12 protein-coding genes are annotated in these 14,773 nt (G+C 61.3%); 5 read left to right on the top strand and 7 right to left on the bottom strand.

Features of this window, described 5'->3' with window-relative positions; translation table 11 throughout:
• The first annotated feature begins 470 nt into the window (after nucleotides 1–470).
• The gene (locus J7U39_RS21830; protein WP_259669051.1) at nucleotides 471–1,286 is read left to right on the top strand and encodes a DUF4105 domain-containing protein; all 816 of its coding nucleotides are present in this window, start codon (nucleotides 471–473) and stop codon (nucleotides 1,284–1,286) included.
• A 75-nt stretch (nucleotides 1,287–1,361) separates the two neighbouring features.
• Here J7U39_RS21830 and J7U39_RS21825 read toward each other — a convergent pair whose 3' ends face one another.
• Nucleotides 1,362–2,612, bottom strand: coding sequence for a DUF763 domain-containing protein (locus J7U39_RS21825; protein ID WP_210631871.1), 1,251 nt, complete (start codon nucleotides 2,610–2,612; stop codon nucleotides 1,362–1,364).
• Between the two features lie 108 nt (nucleotides 2,613–2,720).
• Between J7U39_RS21825 and J7U39_RS21820 the strand changes: the two genes are divergently transcribed.
• Entirely contained in the window at nucleotides 2,721–4,256 is a 1,536-nt protein-coding gene (locus tag J7U39_RS21820; protein WP_210631870.1) for a phospholipase D-like domain-containing protein, read from the top strand.
• Here the strand turns inward: J7U39_RS21820 and J7U39_RS21815 are convergent.
• Complete coding sequence (locus J7U39_RS21815) at nucleotides 4,203–5,162, bottom strand: lysylphosphatidylglycerol synthase domain-containing protein (RefSeq protein ID WP_210631869.1); 960 nt, start codon at nucleotides 5,160–5,162, stop codon at nucleotides 4,203–4,205. The two genes, J7U39_RS21820 and J7U39_RS21815, sit on opposite strands and share 54 nt — an antisense overlap.
• Nucleotides 5,163–5,286: 124 nt before the next feature.
• On the opposite strand from J7U39_RS21815, the gene J7U39_RS21810 reads away from it, so the two are divergent.
• Together J7U39_RS21810 and J7U39_RS21805 are read left to right on the top strand one after the other, a co-directional pair.
• Nucleotides 5,287–6,015, top strand: a complete 729-nt coding sequence (locus J7U39_RS21810; RefSeq protein ID WP_210631868.1) for an endonuclease/exonuclease/phosphatase family protein — start codon at nucleotides 5,287–5,289, stop codon at nucleotides 6,013–6,015.
• A 211-nt stretch (nucleotides 6,016–6,226) separates the two neighbouring features.
• A complete protein-coding gene (locus J7U39_RS21805; RefSeq protein WP_210631864.1) occupies nucleotides 6,227–8,731 on the top strand; it encodes a methyl-accepting chemotaxis protein in 2,505 nt (834 codons plus the stop codon).
• 149 nt (nucleotides 8,732–8,880) lie between these two features.
• Here J7U39_RS21805 and J7U39_RS21800 read toward each other — a convergent pair whose 3' ends face one another.
• The 5 genes from J7U39_RS21800 to J7U39_RS21780 form a co-directional block, all read right to left on the bottom strand.
• A complete protein-coding gene (locus J7U39_RS21800; protein WP_210631863.1) occupies nucleotides 8,881–9,132 on the bottom strand; it encodes a hypothetical protein in 252 nt (83 codons plus the stop codon).
• Between the two features lie 116 nt (nucleotides 9,133–9,248).
• A complete protein-coding gene (locus J7U39_RS21795) occupies nucleotides 9,249–9,761 on the bottom strand; it encodes a hypothetical protein (protein ID WP_210631862.1) in 513 nt (170 codons plus the stop codon).
• Nucleotides 9,762–9,855: 94 nt separating this feature from the next.
• Nucleotides 9,856–10,992 (bottom strand): FAD-binding oxidoreductase, encoded by a 1,137-nt coding sequence (locus tag J7U39_RS21790; protein WP_210631861.1) that lies wholly within the window; start codon nucleotides 10,990–10,992, stop codon nucleotides 9,856–9,858.
• Between the two features lie 64 nt (nucleotides 10,993–11,056).
• Nucleotides 11,057–12,595, bottom strand: a complete 1,539-nt coding sequence (locus tag J7U39_RS32195; protein ID WP_210631860.1) for an amino acid ABC transporter permease/ATP-binding protein — start codon at nucleotides 12,593–12,595, stop codon at nucleotides 11,057–11,059.
• Nucleotides 12,596–12,671: 76 nt separating this feature from the next.
• Nucleotides 12,672–13,499, bottom strand: coding sequence for an ABC transporter substrate-binding protein (locus J7U39_RS21780; RefSeq protein ID WP_210631859.1), 828 nt, complete (start codon nucleotides 13,497–13,499; stop codon nucleotides 12,672–12,674).
• Between the two features lie 178 nt (nucleotides 13,500–13,677).
• Between J7U39_RS21780 and J7U39_RS21775 the strand changes: the two genes are divergently transcribed.
• Nucleotides 13,678–14,748: a LacI family DNA-binding transcriptional regulator gene (locus J7U39_RS21775; protein WP_210631858.1), complete on the top strand. Its 1,071-nt coding sequence runs from the start codon at nucleotides 13,678–13,680 to the stop codon at nucleotides 14,746–14,748.
• The last annotated feature ends 25 nt before the right edge of the window (nucleotides 14,749–14,773 follow it).

Raw genomic sequence — 14,773 nt, 5'->3', positions numbered from 1 at the left:
ACATATCGCCCGGATATATTCGACTGTCGTTTGCTCGTAAGACTCTTGGTTTTGTCCGATGCGGACTGGACAAGCGTCCTCAGTTCAAGACAAATTGTTCGCCATCCCCTCGTCACGGGAGCCGCGTCTCCGGATAAATACGCCTTCTCGGCCCTCGTCACATGACTGGGACACCGAAATCATCGATTGACCTTCAACAAGGATAGGAAGGCGTCATGAGTTTCAACAACAGCCAAAGTGCGTCAAGATATTCAGGCCGCGGACGGCGGCAAGCGCCCCTGCTCGTTCGGATATTGTTTCGGGCTGCAAAGGCTGTCTTCTGTCTAGCGTTTCTGCTGGCGACCATATGGGCCTCTCTCGCGCTATTCTATCGTCTGCCCGTTTCCGTGCTGGTCCGAGAGGTCGCAGCAGGAGTCCTCGCGTTGGTCGGTGTTGCCGCGGCAGTTTCCATAATCTGGAAGCCACGCCCCATGGTTGTCCTTCCGTTCGTCCTATGTTTTGCAGGCATCGCCGTTTGGTGGACCTCAATAAAGCCGCCAGTGACGGCCGACTGGGCGGGAGACGTCGCCAGGCAGGTGACAGGCACGGTCGACGGCAACATCCTCACGCTGACCAATGTCAGAAATTTCGCCTGGAAAACGGATGGCGGTTTTGTGGAGAAATGGGAGTCGCGCACCTACGACCTGAACAAGCTCAGGAGCCTCGATTTGTTCATGTCCTATTGGTCAGGGCCTGAGATGGCGCACATGATCCTGAGTTTCGGGTTCGATGACTACCAATACCTGGCATGGTCGATCGAGGTGCGGAGGACGGCCGGGGGTAAATTCTCTCCGATCGGCGACCTCTTCAAAAGCAATCCCCTCGTCATTATCGCGGCCACCGAAAGCGACGTCATTCTTGTCCGATCCAACATACGCGGCGAGGACGTTCAGCTTTTTCGCATGCGCGTTCCGCCGGCCAATGCCGCTCGGCTTCTCCTGCAATATGTGAGCGATGCGAACACGCTCGCCGAACACCCGCGCTTCTACAACTCGCTCACCACCAACTGCACCACGACTGCCGCTAAAATGATGCGGGCCGTCGGCGCTACATTTCCGTTTGATTGGCGGCTGATCGTGAACGGTTACCTTCCGGAATTCGCCTATGACCGGAAAGCGCTCGATATGAAGCTGCCTTTTGAGGAATTGAAAGCGGCGGCGCGTATCACCGCACGGGCAAAGGGTGCCGCCGCCTCCGAGGAATTTTCGAAAGAGATCCGCGAGGGTGTGCCTTCACCGGGCGATTGAACAGCGCATCGGCCTGAAACTCCGAATCGATGGCACGATGCCGCCCGAAATGGCTGACACATTCGCCGTCATGGCCTAATCCTCATCCCCGGGCGGCGGCTCCCAGCCGAAGACGCTGCGGCCGCCGAAATCGGCGGATTGGCGGAATTCGCCGGCGATGATCTCCTTGAGATCGGGACCCGTGACATAGCGTTCCATCTGCCGGGATTGATCGTCCAGGCGCTTCAGCGCCTGCAGTTCCTCCTCGCGCCCGAGCCTGCCCTTGCGCACCGCCGATTTCATCACGTCGATCGTTTCGTCATAGACCTTGAGCGGCACCGGGAAGGGATGTCGATCCTTGCCGCCGTGGGCGATGGAGAAGCGTGCCGGGTCAGAAAAACGGCAGGGCGCGCCGTGTACCACTTCCGCCACCATCGCCAGCGCCTTCACCGTGCGGGCGCCGACACCTGGAACGAGGAGCAACTCCTGAAAGTCCACCGGTCCGCGGTCCGCCGCAGCCGCCAGATTTCCATGCAGGCGCCGCATGTGGACATCGCTCTCGCGGACATCATGATGAGTGGGCATGACCAAATGCGGCAGCATCGGCTGTTCGGCAGGTTCGGGCGCCGGCTCCTCCGCACGCATCAGCGCGGCCGCCTCACGGATGATCCTGTCGGGGCCGAGCGTTGCCAAGAGGTCGAGCTGACCACGCCGTGAGCGCTCGGCGCGTTTATCGGCGAGATTGACAATTTCGCCCTGACTTCTGCCTTCAATTGCCGCATGCGGCGAGTCGACGAAACTTTCGAGTCCTTCGGAGAGCCAGTGATAACGCCGGGCCTGCCGCCGGTCGCCATTCATGCCCTGCTGCACCACCACCCAATGACCGTCATCGGCGACGATGAAGCCGTGCAGATAAAGGTCGAAGCCGTCCTGCAGCGCGGCGCTGTCGACCTTGGCGATGAGCCGGCTCGTCGTCGCCAGCCCCTCCCCGTCGAGGCCGACGCGCTCGCCGATCGAGACCAGCTCTTGCGGGGTCTTGCGCGAATGCGCGCCTCGGCCGCCGCAGACATGCAGGCCGAGCTCGCCGGCGCGCGGCTTCAGCCCGCGCTTCAACGCACCGAGAACACTTGTCGTAATGCCGGAGGAATGCCAATCCATGCCCATGACCGCGCCGAAGGACTGGAACCAGAAAGGGTGGGCAAGCCGGCGCAGAAATTCGTCGCGGCCGTAGTGATGAACGATCGCCTCGGTGATCAGCGTTCCCAACCGGGTCATCCTGTCGCCGAGCCAATGCGGCACACGTCCCCCGTGAAGGGGAAGATCGGCGCTGCCTGCCCGCTGTGACATCTCGTTTCCTATATCCTCGCTGTTCGACCCGCTGTGCGGCGACGGCCGGGATCGGGAACCCGGTGAATTTCCAGGCGTTTGTTTTCAGTCAAAACGGCCGAGGCAAACATGACCGCATTCGAAACCATTTCCGATCAACCCTACCTGAGCCGAACAAAAGCGCAACATCGGGGAGGCGAAAAAGAGGGGAGTGCGGCATTTCGGCTCCAGGGACGCGCGGAAAAAGCCGCCTTTCTAATCAACGGCAACAAATATTTTGCCGAAGTTTCAAGGGCGTTGCGGCAGGCCCGCCGCAATGTGTGGATTATCGGATGGGACTTCCATCCCAATATTCGATTGGAGCCCGAGAAGTCGGACGAAACCTTGGCGGACCTGCTGCATGCGCTGGCGGCGGAAAATCCCGAACTCGAAATACGCATTCTTATTTGGGCGCTCGGGCCGATCTACTCGGACAAATCGATAGATCTACTTCGGAAGAAGAATTTCCCCAAGAATGCCAGGATCGATCTGCGTTTCGATCTTCAGTACGCGTTGCGCGGCTGTCATCATCAGAAACTCGTCTGCATCGACGACGCGGTCGCCTTCATCGGCGGTATAGACATGACGTCGCGGCGGTGGGATACCAGGCGCCATCACGCCAAGGACAAGCTGCGGCGCGACCCCGACGGTGCCCCCTACGATCCGCTGCACGACGTGCAGGCGATGGTTACGGGCGAGGCCGCCCGGCTGATCGGCGATATCGCCAGGCGGCGCTGGGAAAACGCCACCGGCGAAAAGCATCTGCCACTTGCCGGCAGCCTGTCCTTCGCCTGGCCAGACGATCTCTCGATATCGCTGCAAGACATCCCGGTCGGTTTCGCCCTCACGGAGCCGGAAACCACCTGGCGCACCGGTATCGGCGACGGCATCGCATCGACCCTGGAGATCATCGCCCGAGCGCGGCGTCAACTCTATATCGAGGCGCAATATCTCGCCTCCTTCCGCGTCGCCGACGCCATTGCCGCACGGTTGCACGAGGAGGACGGGCCCGAGGTGGTCGTCATCTGCACGCGCAGTTCTCACGGGCTGATCGAAAAGCTCGTCATGGGCAGCAATCGCGACCGTGTCATCCGCCGCCTCAAACGCGCCGATCGCGCCAACCGCCTGCGGGTCTGTTACCCCGTCGTGCCCGGGCCGAAAGTGCCCGGGCCTGAGACGCCCGGGCAGTCGGTGCAGGCAGACAGCGAGGTTGAGGTGCTCATCCATTCGAAATTGATAATCGCCGACGACGAACTGGTCCGCATCGGCTCTTCCAATCTCAACAATCGCTCGGAAGGGCTTGATTCAGAATGCGATCTGCTGTTCGAGGCTGAAACCGGCGAGCATCGCCGCGCGATCGCGGAGCTGTACAATCGGCTTCTCGCGGAATATCTCGGAGCGGCTCCCGAGGCTTTCGCGGCTGCCTACGCGCAACGCGGTTCGATGATCGAGGCGATCGACGCGCTAAACCGGGGGGCTCGCGGCCTCAGGGAATTTGCCGTCGAACTGTCAGGCAAAGTCTCGCCGATCACAGGTACGGCGATCGTCGACCCCAGCCGGCCCTTTCTGCTCCTACACCGACTGGGCCTCGGCGCGCTCCTCCGCCTGTTCGCCCGCACTGCGTGACCGCCGGAAGATGAATTCGCTGATGAGGAGAAGTGTCGTGCCCAGCGTCAGCGGGATGAAGAAATAAGCGCAGCGGAAAGCGATCAGCGCGCCGATCGAGGCCTGCTGCGGCACGGCGTAGGAGACGGTCGCCTCCAGCACGCCGAGGCCGCCGGGGACATGGGTTGCCAGGATCGCCGAATTGGCGAGCACGTAAGCCGTGACGGAGCGGAAGAAGGCAACGTCGCCGAAGGTCGCGAGCATCTGGTGCAGGCAGGCGGACACCAGCATGAAGTTGATCGTCCCAACGCCTACCTGCGCCACCGCGATCGGAAAGCGCGGCAGTTGAAACGACCACCGCCACAGCCGCAGCTTGCCGCGGATGAAGAACGCCAACCCCGCGTAGACGGCCGGCACGGTCAGAGCCAGCAGCCCGAACACCCGGGTGCTTGCCGCATCGAGACGCAGCAGACGTGCCGCGTCAGCGGGATTGACGATCAGGGCAAGGCCGCCGAGCGTGATGAGGCCGAGCCCCACTGTGACACCGCAGAACAGGATGATCTTCGCCACGTCCTCCGTCGTCAGTCCCCAGCGGGAATAATAACGATAGCGGAAGGCGCCGCTACTCAGACCTGCAAAGCCAATATTGTGACCGAGCGAAAGGCTGATGAATGAGGCGAGCAAGACCCTCCGGTAAGACAGGGATTTGCCAAGGGAACGGATCGCCAGCAAGTCGAAACAGCTGAGGCATAGATACGATGCCGCCGCGAAGAGCAACGCGGTGGCGAAGGTCGCAAACGGTATGCCGCGGACCGATTGGACGATCTGCTCCAGGCTGTACTGGCGGAAAATCCGATAGAGAAGAAAGCCCGCGACGCAAAGGGCGGCAACGAGCAGTCCATTCCAGATTATGGTTTTCAGATTCATCGATTGTCCGTTTCCGAAGTGCGAGCCCCACGGCTCGATCATTTGGAACGATCAAAAGAGTTCTGTGTTCCCCTGGGGGAGAACGAGTCCCGTCTCTCGAGGGGAGATCAGCTTCAGCGGACCTATGCCGGATAGATCGATCAAACTCCTAACTTATAACGTTCACAGCTGCATCGGCAACGACCGGAAGCTCGACCCCGGGCGGATCGCTTCGGTCATCGCCGAGGCTGAAGCCGACATTGTCGCCCTGCAGGAGGTCGACGTCCTCAGGCGCAGGACCGGCGGCGTCGACCAGGCCCATGCAATCGCTTCCCTTCTAAAGATGCAGGCTCATTTTCACCCTGCGCTGTCGATTGCCGAGGAGCAATATGGCGATGCAATCATCACCGCGTTGCCAACCGGCGCGGTCAAGGCCGGTCCGCTGCCCTCCATCGGCGAAGCGAGGGGCGCGTTGTCCGTCGAAATATTGCTCGGCGACAGGAAGTTGCTCGTTGTCAATACTCATCTCGGCCTTCGAGGGCGCGAGCGCATTCGGCAGATGACGACGCTCTTGAATTCCGGCTGGCTGCGCGGTCCGTCGGACGAACCGGTTCCAAGCATTCTCTGCGGCGATTTCAACGCCATTCCGTCATCGGCGACTTACCGGCTTGCCGCGCGCTCATTGACCGACGCCCAGCTCGCAGGCAGCGATGCGCCGAGAGCGACCTTCCCCTCCCGCTATCCGCTGATGCGTCTCGACCACATCTTCGTCACCGAAGACCTGGTCGTCCAACGGGCAATAGTGCTCCAAAGCCGGCTGACGAGGGTCGCCTCCGACCACCTCCCTCTTCTTGCAGAAATCAGTTTCGCCTGATCATTCGCCAGCGGCGGTGGAGTCTCCGGCAGAAAACGGCATTCAACGTTCACCCATAGCGACATTGAAACGAATATTTCACGAATTAGGCGTTATGAAATATTCATTCCGCGATCCCATAGGTGTCGGGACGGAGACGGATAGAGTCGATTCGAGCGGATCGGGACCTTCACTCGAGATCGGCTGTTTCCTGCAGGGGTGGAGGGGTTTGATGCTGGGAAGGCTGTTATCGCGGGTTCGCATCCAGACGCAGGTGATGCTGTTCATCATTCCGTTCATCTTGAGCATCATGGCCGTGGGCGCGACGGGTTTTTATGCATCGAGTCTGCTTCAGGGGCGGATGGATATTTCCAACTCCGTCCTGCAATCCTTGAGCGGCTTTCGCAATCTGTCGGCGGCAATGGCCGAGTTCCTCGCCAATGCCACGCAGGAAAACCGGGAGGCCGTCAACGCCAGGCTTGCCGACCAGCGCAGCCTTTTGAAATCCGGCATCGAGCGGCTCAGCGCAGATCATAGTGGTCAGCAGGAACTGGAGCAGGTGCTCTCTTCCATTGACCGAATTGCAGCCCGCATGGATTTGCTGTGGCAGCTTCAGGAGAGCAGGGCAGCGCTGCTCACCGATCTTCAGAAAGCCCAGAGCGTCGTCGTATCGTCTCAGACAGATATTGTCGAAGGGACCAAGGCTCTCCAGCGTACCGCCGACCTGCAGGAAGATGAATCCCGCAACACCCTCGCCGACGCACAGCGTATTTCGGACTTCGCGTCCTTCGCCCAATTGCTGAACGACAAGGCCCAGGCCGCAGGCACGATTGCCAGGCCGGATATGGAGCAACTCGCCCGGCAGCAGCGCATCGTGGGAATGGCCCTTGGCGGCGAAGCGCCGGATGCCAAAAAGGCGATCGACGACGCCGTCGCTTCCCTGAAGCCGCTCGTCGAAACCTCTGGCCAGACCGATGAACGCGCAGCCGCGCTTAGCGATAAAACTGGCCAGATCGTCGGCAGCCTGCCCGAATTGCGGGTGGTCGCCACACGGCGGCTGAAGGCCGTGACCGACAAGGCGGCCGAGACAGCCAAAATGGTCGAGCGCGCCAAGACCAGTCAGAGAGATGGTCAGAAGCTGACGACCTCGGCTTACGTGATCCAGATCGTCCTGGCGAAGCTGGCGCTGGCCCCGACGGACGCCAATCTCCAGCGGCTTTCGCAGGAGATCACCGCCGTCAGAAAAGGTCTGGACATGCTGGTTTCCAATGCCGGCGGCGTTAGACAATTCGACAATCTCAAACCGAAGCTTCTGCCGGCGCTGGACAAGATGCAGAAATCCGCTGCCGACCTCGTCCGCATCAGCGCGCAGCGCCAGGACGAATTCCGTGCCGCCGCCGCCGATGTGGATCGGATGTGGTCCCAGCTGACGGCTTTCGCCGAAATGCAGCGGCAGAACGCGGCCGACGAACGCGATGACGCCAACTCCATGTCGCTTGGAACAACGATCCTCGGCGTGGTGATCGCAATTCTAGCCGGCATCGGTCTGACTGTGACGCTTAAAGGGCCGATCAATCAGATCACCTCGGCAATGCGGCGACTGGCGGACGGCAGGCTGGAAACGTCGATCGTCGGCGAAAGTCGCGCCGATGAAATCGGCGACATGGCTCGTGCGCTTGGTGTCTTCAAGAACAATGCGATCGCCAAGGTCGAGATTGAGGAGCGCAGCGAGATCGAACGGACGAGGGCCGAGGAGGAAAGGCACCGTAATGATGAGGAGAAACGCGCTGTCGAGCAGCAGATCGATTTTGCTGTGACGGCACTGGCCGAGGGGCTCGGGCGCCTGGCGCGAGGCGACATCTCCCAGACGATCGCGACGCCTTTCTTCGGCCGGCTGGAGCAACTTCGTAACGATTTCAATTCGTCGCTGCTTCGTCTGCAGGAAACGATTGACCAGATTCGCACCAACACGCGGATGATCGAGGGCAATGCCGGTCAGATGGATCTGTCCGCCAGCAACCTCGCGAAGCGCACGGAACAGCAGGCCGTAGGGCTCGAAGAGATCGCCGCCGCCATCGAGGAGATTACAACGACGGTTCGCTCATCAGCGGCCTGCGCCGACGATGCCCGTGAGATTATCACGGATACCAAGAAGACCGCCGATTCTTCATCCGAGGTGGTAGCCAGCGCCATCGAGGCGATGAGCAAGATAGAGGCGGCTTCCAACGAGATCGTGCAGATCATCGGCGTTATCGATGACATCGCCTTTCAGACGAACCTGCTCGCGCTCAATGCCGGCATCGAAGCGGCCCGCGCCGGCGAGGCCGGCAAAGGTTTTGCGGTCGTGGCCCAGGAAGTCCGCGATCTCGCCCAGCGCTCAGCGGAGGCCGGCCAACGGATCAAGCAACTCATCGGACGTTCGCGAGCCGAGATCACCAACGGCGCGCGGGTCGTTCGCGAAACGAGTGAGGTCCTTGAAAGCATTTCCGCAAAAGTGGTCACCGCATCCGAGCAGATGGATGTCATCGCCCGCTCGAGCCGGGAGCAGTACAACGCGCTGCACGAGGTCAATTCTTCCGTCAACAGGATGGACCAGATGACGCAGCAGAATGCCGCCATGGTCGAGGAAACCAGCGCGGCGACGAAGGAACTTGCCGATGAGACCAGAACGCTCCTGCAGCTGATCGACCAGTTCCAGCTGGATCAAACGGAGGCACGCCGGGTTGCCGCTGCATAGAGCATGTCGCGCAAAAGTGTGCAGCGGTTTTGCAATAACGACATGCGTAAGCACAAGGACGCAAAGCGCGGCAGACGAATCCGAAAGATCGCGACGCGCTTTAGGCCCATCCCATCCTACCCTCGCGATGGTCACGACGCGCGGGTGCGTCAGTGATGGCTGTAGAGCGGCGGCGCCACCTCTTCGTCGGCCAGCTCCGGGTAGAGGTACCTGCGCGTGCGGGCGAGTGCCTCCGCCTCCCGGCGATTCCGCTCCAGCAGCGCGGCAGTAACATCCTTGTACGGTTCGCCCTCCGATAGGGCGACGCGGACAGTTCCGCCCTGCGAGAGGAAGTCGCAGAACGACCGTACCGAGCGAAGACGCGTGGTAATCTCGACGTAGCGATCGTCATGTCCAGCCATGTTCGCCTCCGTTTAAAGCGGTAGGATGTCACGAACACTTCGGCGAGATGATGGCGTCCCTTCATGATTAAGGAACCGGCGCGCGATCTCACGCAGAACCATCTGTGCCTGCCACATCACCGCCGAGCGAGCTTTCTGTTCATCGCCGCGACGGCCAGGGGGAGCGCCGTTGTCGCCACAGTTCCCCAAGGCAGGCGCTTCAAACCCCTGGTGATGACGAAGGCACCCGCCATCGCGCCGGCGAGCTTCAGCCAGGGCTGATCGCCAAGCTGGGCATGGGCGCTGGAATCAGCCCACCGGAGGTTTTCGGTGACAACGGTCGCGGCCTGGCGTCTGATTCCATGAAGACGAGCCTGCAGAATTTCGAGTTCCCACCTCAATTCCTGCAGCCGGCTTTCCAGGATGTGTTCCCCGGAGGTCCGCACCGGTTCTCCCACGTGATCTTCGGTCGGAGCGGACACATCTCTGCCCAATGTGGCAAAGTAGGCGCGGTATTCGGCCTCGCTCGCGAAGCCCTCACGCCGAATGAGATCCGGATTGATGGCTGGTTCCTCTCCATTCGGCATTGAAGCGGCGGCATCGCCTCGGTTATTTTCGGCGCCGAAGGCGGCGGCCTGATCCTTGAACATGTTGCGTCTCCCATTGGTTCCTTTCGGCAGAACGCTCGATGGCTCTAAATGATCCGCGCGCCGATCAGGCTGGCAGCCACCCATATCGCGGACGTCACCGGCACGATGCGCTGAAGCGCTCAGGGCGAAACGCCGCCAGCAGCGGATGGCGGCGGCCCGTGGCGATCTCATCCGCCAACAGCTCGCCGGCAATCAGGCCAAGGGTGGCGCCGCTATGACTAAAGGCGACGAAGTAACCCGGGATCGAGGACAGCTCGCCGAAAACAGGCTCGCCATCGCCAGGAATAGGTTTCGGACCGACCCCATAATCTTCGATCTCAAGGACCGGATTGCCTTCGAGGACTTTCGACGCTTCCCGCAGCAGTCCCTGCAGCGTCGATTGCCTGACATTGTAGCTGCCGTCGGGGTTGACGCCTACCTCTTCCTCCGACCAGGCGGAATCGAGTGCGAAGCCCCCATTGGACATCGGTCGAATGGCAACACGCGGCGTGTTGAGCACGGCCTTCAGCGGGTGGCGGATCGGCTTTGTCCTGACGAGAAGGGCGACAGGCGTTGCATCCTCGATCTGTTGGCCGGCCTCCGCAACGATTGCGGGAACCTCGCTGCCTGCAGCGAGCAGCACGGCGTCGGCGTCGTGGCGCGTGCCGTCCGGTGTGACCACGCAGCTGGCACGCCCGTTGCTGACATCGACCGCCGCGCGTCCGGCATCCGTGATGATCTCGCCGCCCAGCGCCTGGAATTCTTCCGAAAGCCTACCAATCAGGGATGGAAGATCGACCCACCCCTCCCCCGGATTGAAGATAGCGCCTTGCGGCGTCACAGCGCTTGGGTCGACGCCGGGCGTTACCGCAGCGATCTTCTCCGGGGTGAGCCATTGTGCGTGATAGCCGAGGTCACGTTCATAGTCGAAGACTTCGGCGATCTCGTTGCTCGCGTCGTCCGCGTCCCAGGTCAGGCCGCCGTCGAAGCGCAACCACGGCGCATCGGGATATCGAGCAGCCAGCGTACGATAGCGGTCAATGCCTGCCAGACGCAGCCGGTGATAGGCATCGGAGCGCTTTCGCGCCGAGTTCAGCCAGGCGAGCGACCGGCCGGAAGCCCCGTTGGCAAGGGGGCCGTCATTGATGAGCATGGTATCAACCCCGAGCCGGGCCAGATGGAGCGCGGTCGAGACGCCGAAAATCCCGCCGCCGATGACAACGACCTTCGAAGGTTTGGTGGAAGCATTCATGTCGGGTACCCTGTTCCTGCTCTTGCTTGATCGAACCGAATTTGCACGCCTTACGGCTGGCGCCTCACAGAACTTCCGCAAGGAAGCGCTTCAGCCGTTCGCTTCGCGGATTGTCAAAGATCTGCTGCGGCGAGCCGGCTTCGACGATACGGCCCTCATCCATGAAGACCACCTGGTCGGCGACGCGGCGGGCAAACCCCATCTCATGCGTCACGACGGCCATCGTCATGCCCTGACGACCGAGCCTCGCCATCAGGTCGAGCACGCCCTTCACCAATTCAGGGTCAAGCGCGCTCGTCACCTCGTCAAACAGGATGATCTCCGGATCCATGGCCAATGCCCGCGCGATCGCGACGCGCTGCTGCTGCCCGCCGGAGAGGCCTGCCGGCCGGTGATCCCGGCGCGCGGCAAGACCGACATCGGCCAGGCGCGCCTCGGCGACGCGCCGCGCCTCCTGCCTCGGCATCTTCTTGATCTTCGTCAGTGCAAGCATGACGTTTTCGAAAGCGGTGTGGTCGGGAAAGAGGTTGAAGTGCTGGAACACCATGCCGACCCGACGACGGAGCTTTTCCGGCTTCATGGCCAGGATGCTTTCGCCGTCGAGCCGTATGTCGCCACCCTTCGGTTCGACGAGCCTGTTCATGCAACGCAGCAGCGTCGATTTTCCCGAGCCGGAAGGGCCGATGATGCAAGTGACGGTTCCGGCGGCGATATCGAGATCGACACCCTTGAGTACCTCGAGCTCTCCGTAAGCCATACTCACATCTCGGATTTCAATCGTCCCGCCCTTGAAATGCTGATTATCGCAGCTCGCGACGCCGGTGATGGAGTGGGGGCCCACCGCCGCCGCAAGCTCGGTCACCTCGACCAATCCACTCCCGGGACCGGGACCCCGCCCCTGTTTTCCCAATCGCAGCCTCGCATCGATGTAATTGACGAAGTGGGTCAGCGGCACGGTGATCACGAGGTAGAAAACACCTGCCAGGAGCAGTGGCGACAGGTTGCCGGTTACGACCGCGTGGTCTTGCCCGACGCGGAAAATCTCCCGCTCTGAGGCGAGCAATCCGAGGAAATAAACAAGGCTCGAATCCTTGACGTTGCCGATGAACTGATTGACCAGCGCCGGCAGCACGCGCCGCACACCCTGCGGAATGACGATCAGGCGCATGCCTTGCCCATAGCTCATGCTGAGCGCCCGGCAGGCTTCCATCTGGCCGCGCTCGACGCTTTGGATGCCCGATCGAAAAATTTCGCCGATGTAGGCGCCGGCAATCAGGCTGAGCGCCAGTATTCCGAGCGGGAATGGCGACGGGCCGAAGATATCCCGTCCGATCCGGGCAAAGCCCTGGCCGATGATCAGGATCGTAACGATGGCCGGCAGCCCGCGAAAGATATCGGTATAGATGCGCGCCGGCAGCCGCAGCCAGCGAGACTGAGAGATGCCCATCACGGCAAGAACCATGCCGATGACGACGCCGAGCACGGTCGATGCCGCGGCAAGGATCAGAGTATTTTTCAGGCCGACACTGATCATGCTCGGCAGCACGTCCGCCATCGCGCTCCAATCGAGGAAGCTGCGGCGCAGATTGTCTATCCAGTTCATCGTGATCCCCGTGAGGCCTTGTCGGGCATGCAGCCGCCGAGACTAGGCCGTCCGCCTCGGCGGACGGCCTGGCGCCTCATTTCTTCGGCAGATATTGGTCCGGCATCGGTGAGCCGGGGAACCACTTCTCATAGAGCGTCTTCCAGGTGCCGTCCTGCATCGCGTCGTGAAGGGCACTGTTCAGCGCCGTGCGGAAGGCGTCGTTTCCCTTCCTGATCACGAAGCCCGCCGGCGCATCGAAGGATGGAATGTTGACGGCGACCTTCAGCGCAGGATAGCGTTCGCCATATTGTTTGGCCGCCTCGTAGTCGAGGAAATGCGCATCGATCGTGCCGTTGTTGAGCGCGGCGACGGCGGAATTGTTGTCAGGAAATTTAACGAGATCGGTCTCACCGAAATTCTTGGCGGCGTAGACTTCCTGCAAGGTTCCCTGCACGACACCAAGCCGCTTGCCCTTCAGCCCGGCCGCGTCCTTGATGGCACCGTCCGACGTCAGCACAGAGAGATAACCGGCGAGATAGCCGTCGGAGAAGTCGACGGTCTTCTTGCGGGCTTCGGTGGTTCCGATCGCGGCGACGGCAACGTCGAACCGCTCGTTCGCCACCGATGGCAGGAGGGCGGAAAATTCCTGGCCGGTGAATGTCACCTTGTCTTTCTGAAAGCCGAGCCTAGACACGACGTTGAGAAACAGTTCGATGTCGAAACCGGTGAACTGGCCGTCCGCGGTCGCAAATGTATAGGGCTTGGCATCGCCCATCGTGCCAACGCTGATAACGCCAGGCTCGATCAGATTGTAGGGATTGTCGGCCGCTGCTGCGAAACCCACTCCCATCGCCAGAAAGCAAGCCGTGAGGCCGGCTTGCAGAGGCGCAATGACTGCCGGAAGTGATTCAAAAAGTTTCATGTTCGTTCTCCGCTCCGGAAGGAATGCTCTTGTCGGCATTAGCTGTTTATCCGTTGCCGCCGTTTTGCGGCAACACTTTCTGCAAGGAAACCGGTCTCTATCTAAAAGAGACCGGTCTCACAGCCATTTTGATAACTGTCAATTGACCGCCCGTCAATAACTCTTGTAGTGCTGCGGCATGGAAAATTCCGCTGGTCCGAAACGTTCAGTTACTGTCGCCGACGTCGCGAAGGCGGCACGGGTGTCGAAAGCGACGGCCGCCCGCGTGCTCGGCGGCTACGGTGTCGTTAGCGGTAAGATAAAGGATCAGGTCCTGGCGGCGGCGGCCGCACTCGAATACCGGCCGAACGAACTTGCGCGCAGCATGAGCACCGGCCGGTCCGGCATCATCGGGATCGTCGTCGGCGATATCGAAAACGCCTTCTTCAGTCTGGCGGTACGCGGCATCAGCGATGCGGCTCGGCTCGCCGGCTTCAACGTGATCATTTCCAATTCGGGCGAGAAGCTCGAAGCGGAGAAATCAGCCGTCGACCTCCTGATCGGCAAGCGTGTTGATGGCTTGATCGTGACGCCCGCTCGCTGCGACAGCGTCGACCATCTCCGGCACGTCGGCCGCGCCGGTATGCCGCTGGTCCTCTTCGACCGGAGCATCCCGGAACTCGATGTCGACGCCGTGACCGGCGATGATCGCGAGGCTGCCATCGCCGCCGCCCGGTTTATGGTCGAGGCAGGACATCGACATCTCGCTTACGTTTCGGCCATGGACGCCGAGGACGGCGGACCCACCGATGTCGCCCGCATATCGAATTCTGCCGTGCGTGAACGCGTGGAGGGCTTCGTGAGCGTCCTGACAGAGGCAGGCTTGCCCAACCCCCTTCACTATGTGCGGCTCGGCGCGACGGACCAACCGCAGACGGACGCCGTGATCAGACGCCTGCTCTCGGATTCATCACCGCCAACGGCAATCCTCGCATCAGACAGCCTGGTGGGGCTGCGCGTCTTCAAGTCGCTGCAATCACTCGGCCTCTCAATTCCCGACGACATCTCGATGATTTCCTTCCTGGATGCCGATTGGACAAGCGTTACCGTTCCCCCGATCACAGTCGTTGACCAGCGCGTATACGAGATGGGCAAACTCGCCGGCGAGCGGCTCGTCGCCCGCATCGAACAGATCCCCCTAGCCGTTGAACGGCTGCGGGTCAGCACGAGCCTCGTCATACGCAGCTCGGTCGCAAGGATTGGCCGGTGAGATGCGTCCTGAGCCGGATGTGAGC

Origin of the sequence: Rhizobium sp. NLR16a (genome assembly GCF_017948245.1) — a bacterium.
In the GTDB taxonomy this organism is placed as follows: Bacteria; Pseudomonadota; Alphaproteobacteria; order Rhizobiales; family Rhizobiaceae; genus Rhizobium.
The sequence above is the reverse complement of the archived record's forward strand: the minus strand, read 5'-3'. Positions and strand labels throughout refer to the sequence as shown.

What these genes read in the sequence shown, in the direction of transcription:
- J7U39_RS21830 (WP_259669051.1), top strand. Translation starts at nt 471, where the DNA reads ATGGTTGTCCTTCCGTTCGTCCTATGTTTTGCAGGCATCGCCGTTTGG.
- J7U39_RS21825 (WP_210631871.1), bottom strand. Translation starts at nt 2,612, where the DNA reads ATGTCACAGCGGGCAGGCAGCGCCGATCTTCCCCTTCACGGGGGACGT.
- J7U39_RS21820 (WP_210631870.1), top strand. Translation starts at nt 2,721, where the DNA reads ATGACCGCATTCGAAACCATTTCCGATCAACCCTACCTGAGCCGAACA.
- J7U39_RS21815 (WP_210631869.1), bottom strand. Translation starts at nt 5,162, where the DNA reads ATGAATCTGAAAACCATAATCTGGAATGGACTGCTCGTTGCCGCCCTT.
- J7U39_RS21810 (WP_210631868.1), top strand. Translation starts at nt 5,287, where the DNA reads ATGCCGGATAGATCGATCAAACTCCTAACTTATAACGTTCACAGCTGC.
- J7U39_RS21805 (WP_210631864.1), top strand. Translation starts at nt 6,227, where the DNA reads ATGCTGGGAAGGCTGTTATCGCGGGTTCGCATCCAGACGCAGGTGATG.
- J7U39_RS21800 (WP_210631863.1), bottom strand. Translation starts at nt 9,132, where the DNA reads ATGGCTGGACATGACGATCGCTACGTCGAGATTACCACGCGTCTTCGC.
- J7U39_RS21795 (WP_210631862.1), bottom strand. Translation starts at nt 9,761, where the DNA reads ATGTTCAAGGATCAGGCCGCCGCCTTCGGCGCCGAAAATAACCGAGGC.
- J7U39_RS21790 (WP_210631861.1), bottom strand. Translation starts at nt 10,992, where the DNA reads ATGAATGCTTCCACCAAACCTTCGAAGGTCGTTGTCATCGGCGGCGGG.
- J7U39_RS32195 (WP_210631860.1), bottom strand. Translation starts at nt 12,595, where the DNA reads ATGAACTGGATAGACAATCTGCGCCGCAGCTTCCTCGATTGGAGCGCG.
- J7U39_RS21780 (WP_210631859.1), bottom strand. Translation starts at nt 13,499, where the DNA reads ATGAAACTTTTTGAATCACTTCCGGCAGTCATTGCGCCTCTGCAAGCC.
- J7U39_RS21775 (WP_210631858.1), top strand. Translation starts at nt 13,678, where the DNA reads ATGGAAAATTCCGCTGGTCCGAAACGTTCAGTTACTGTCGCCGACGTC.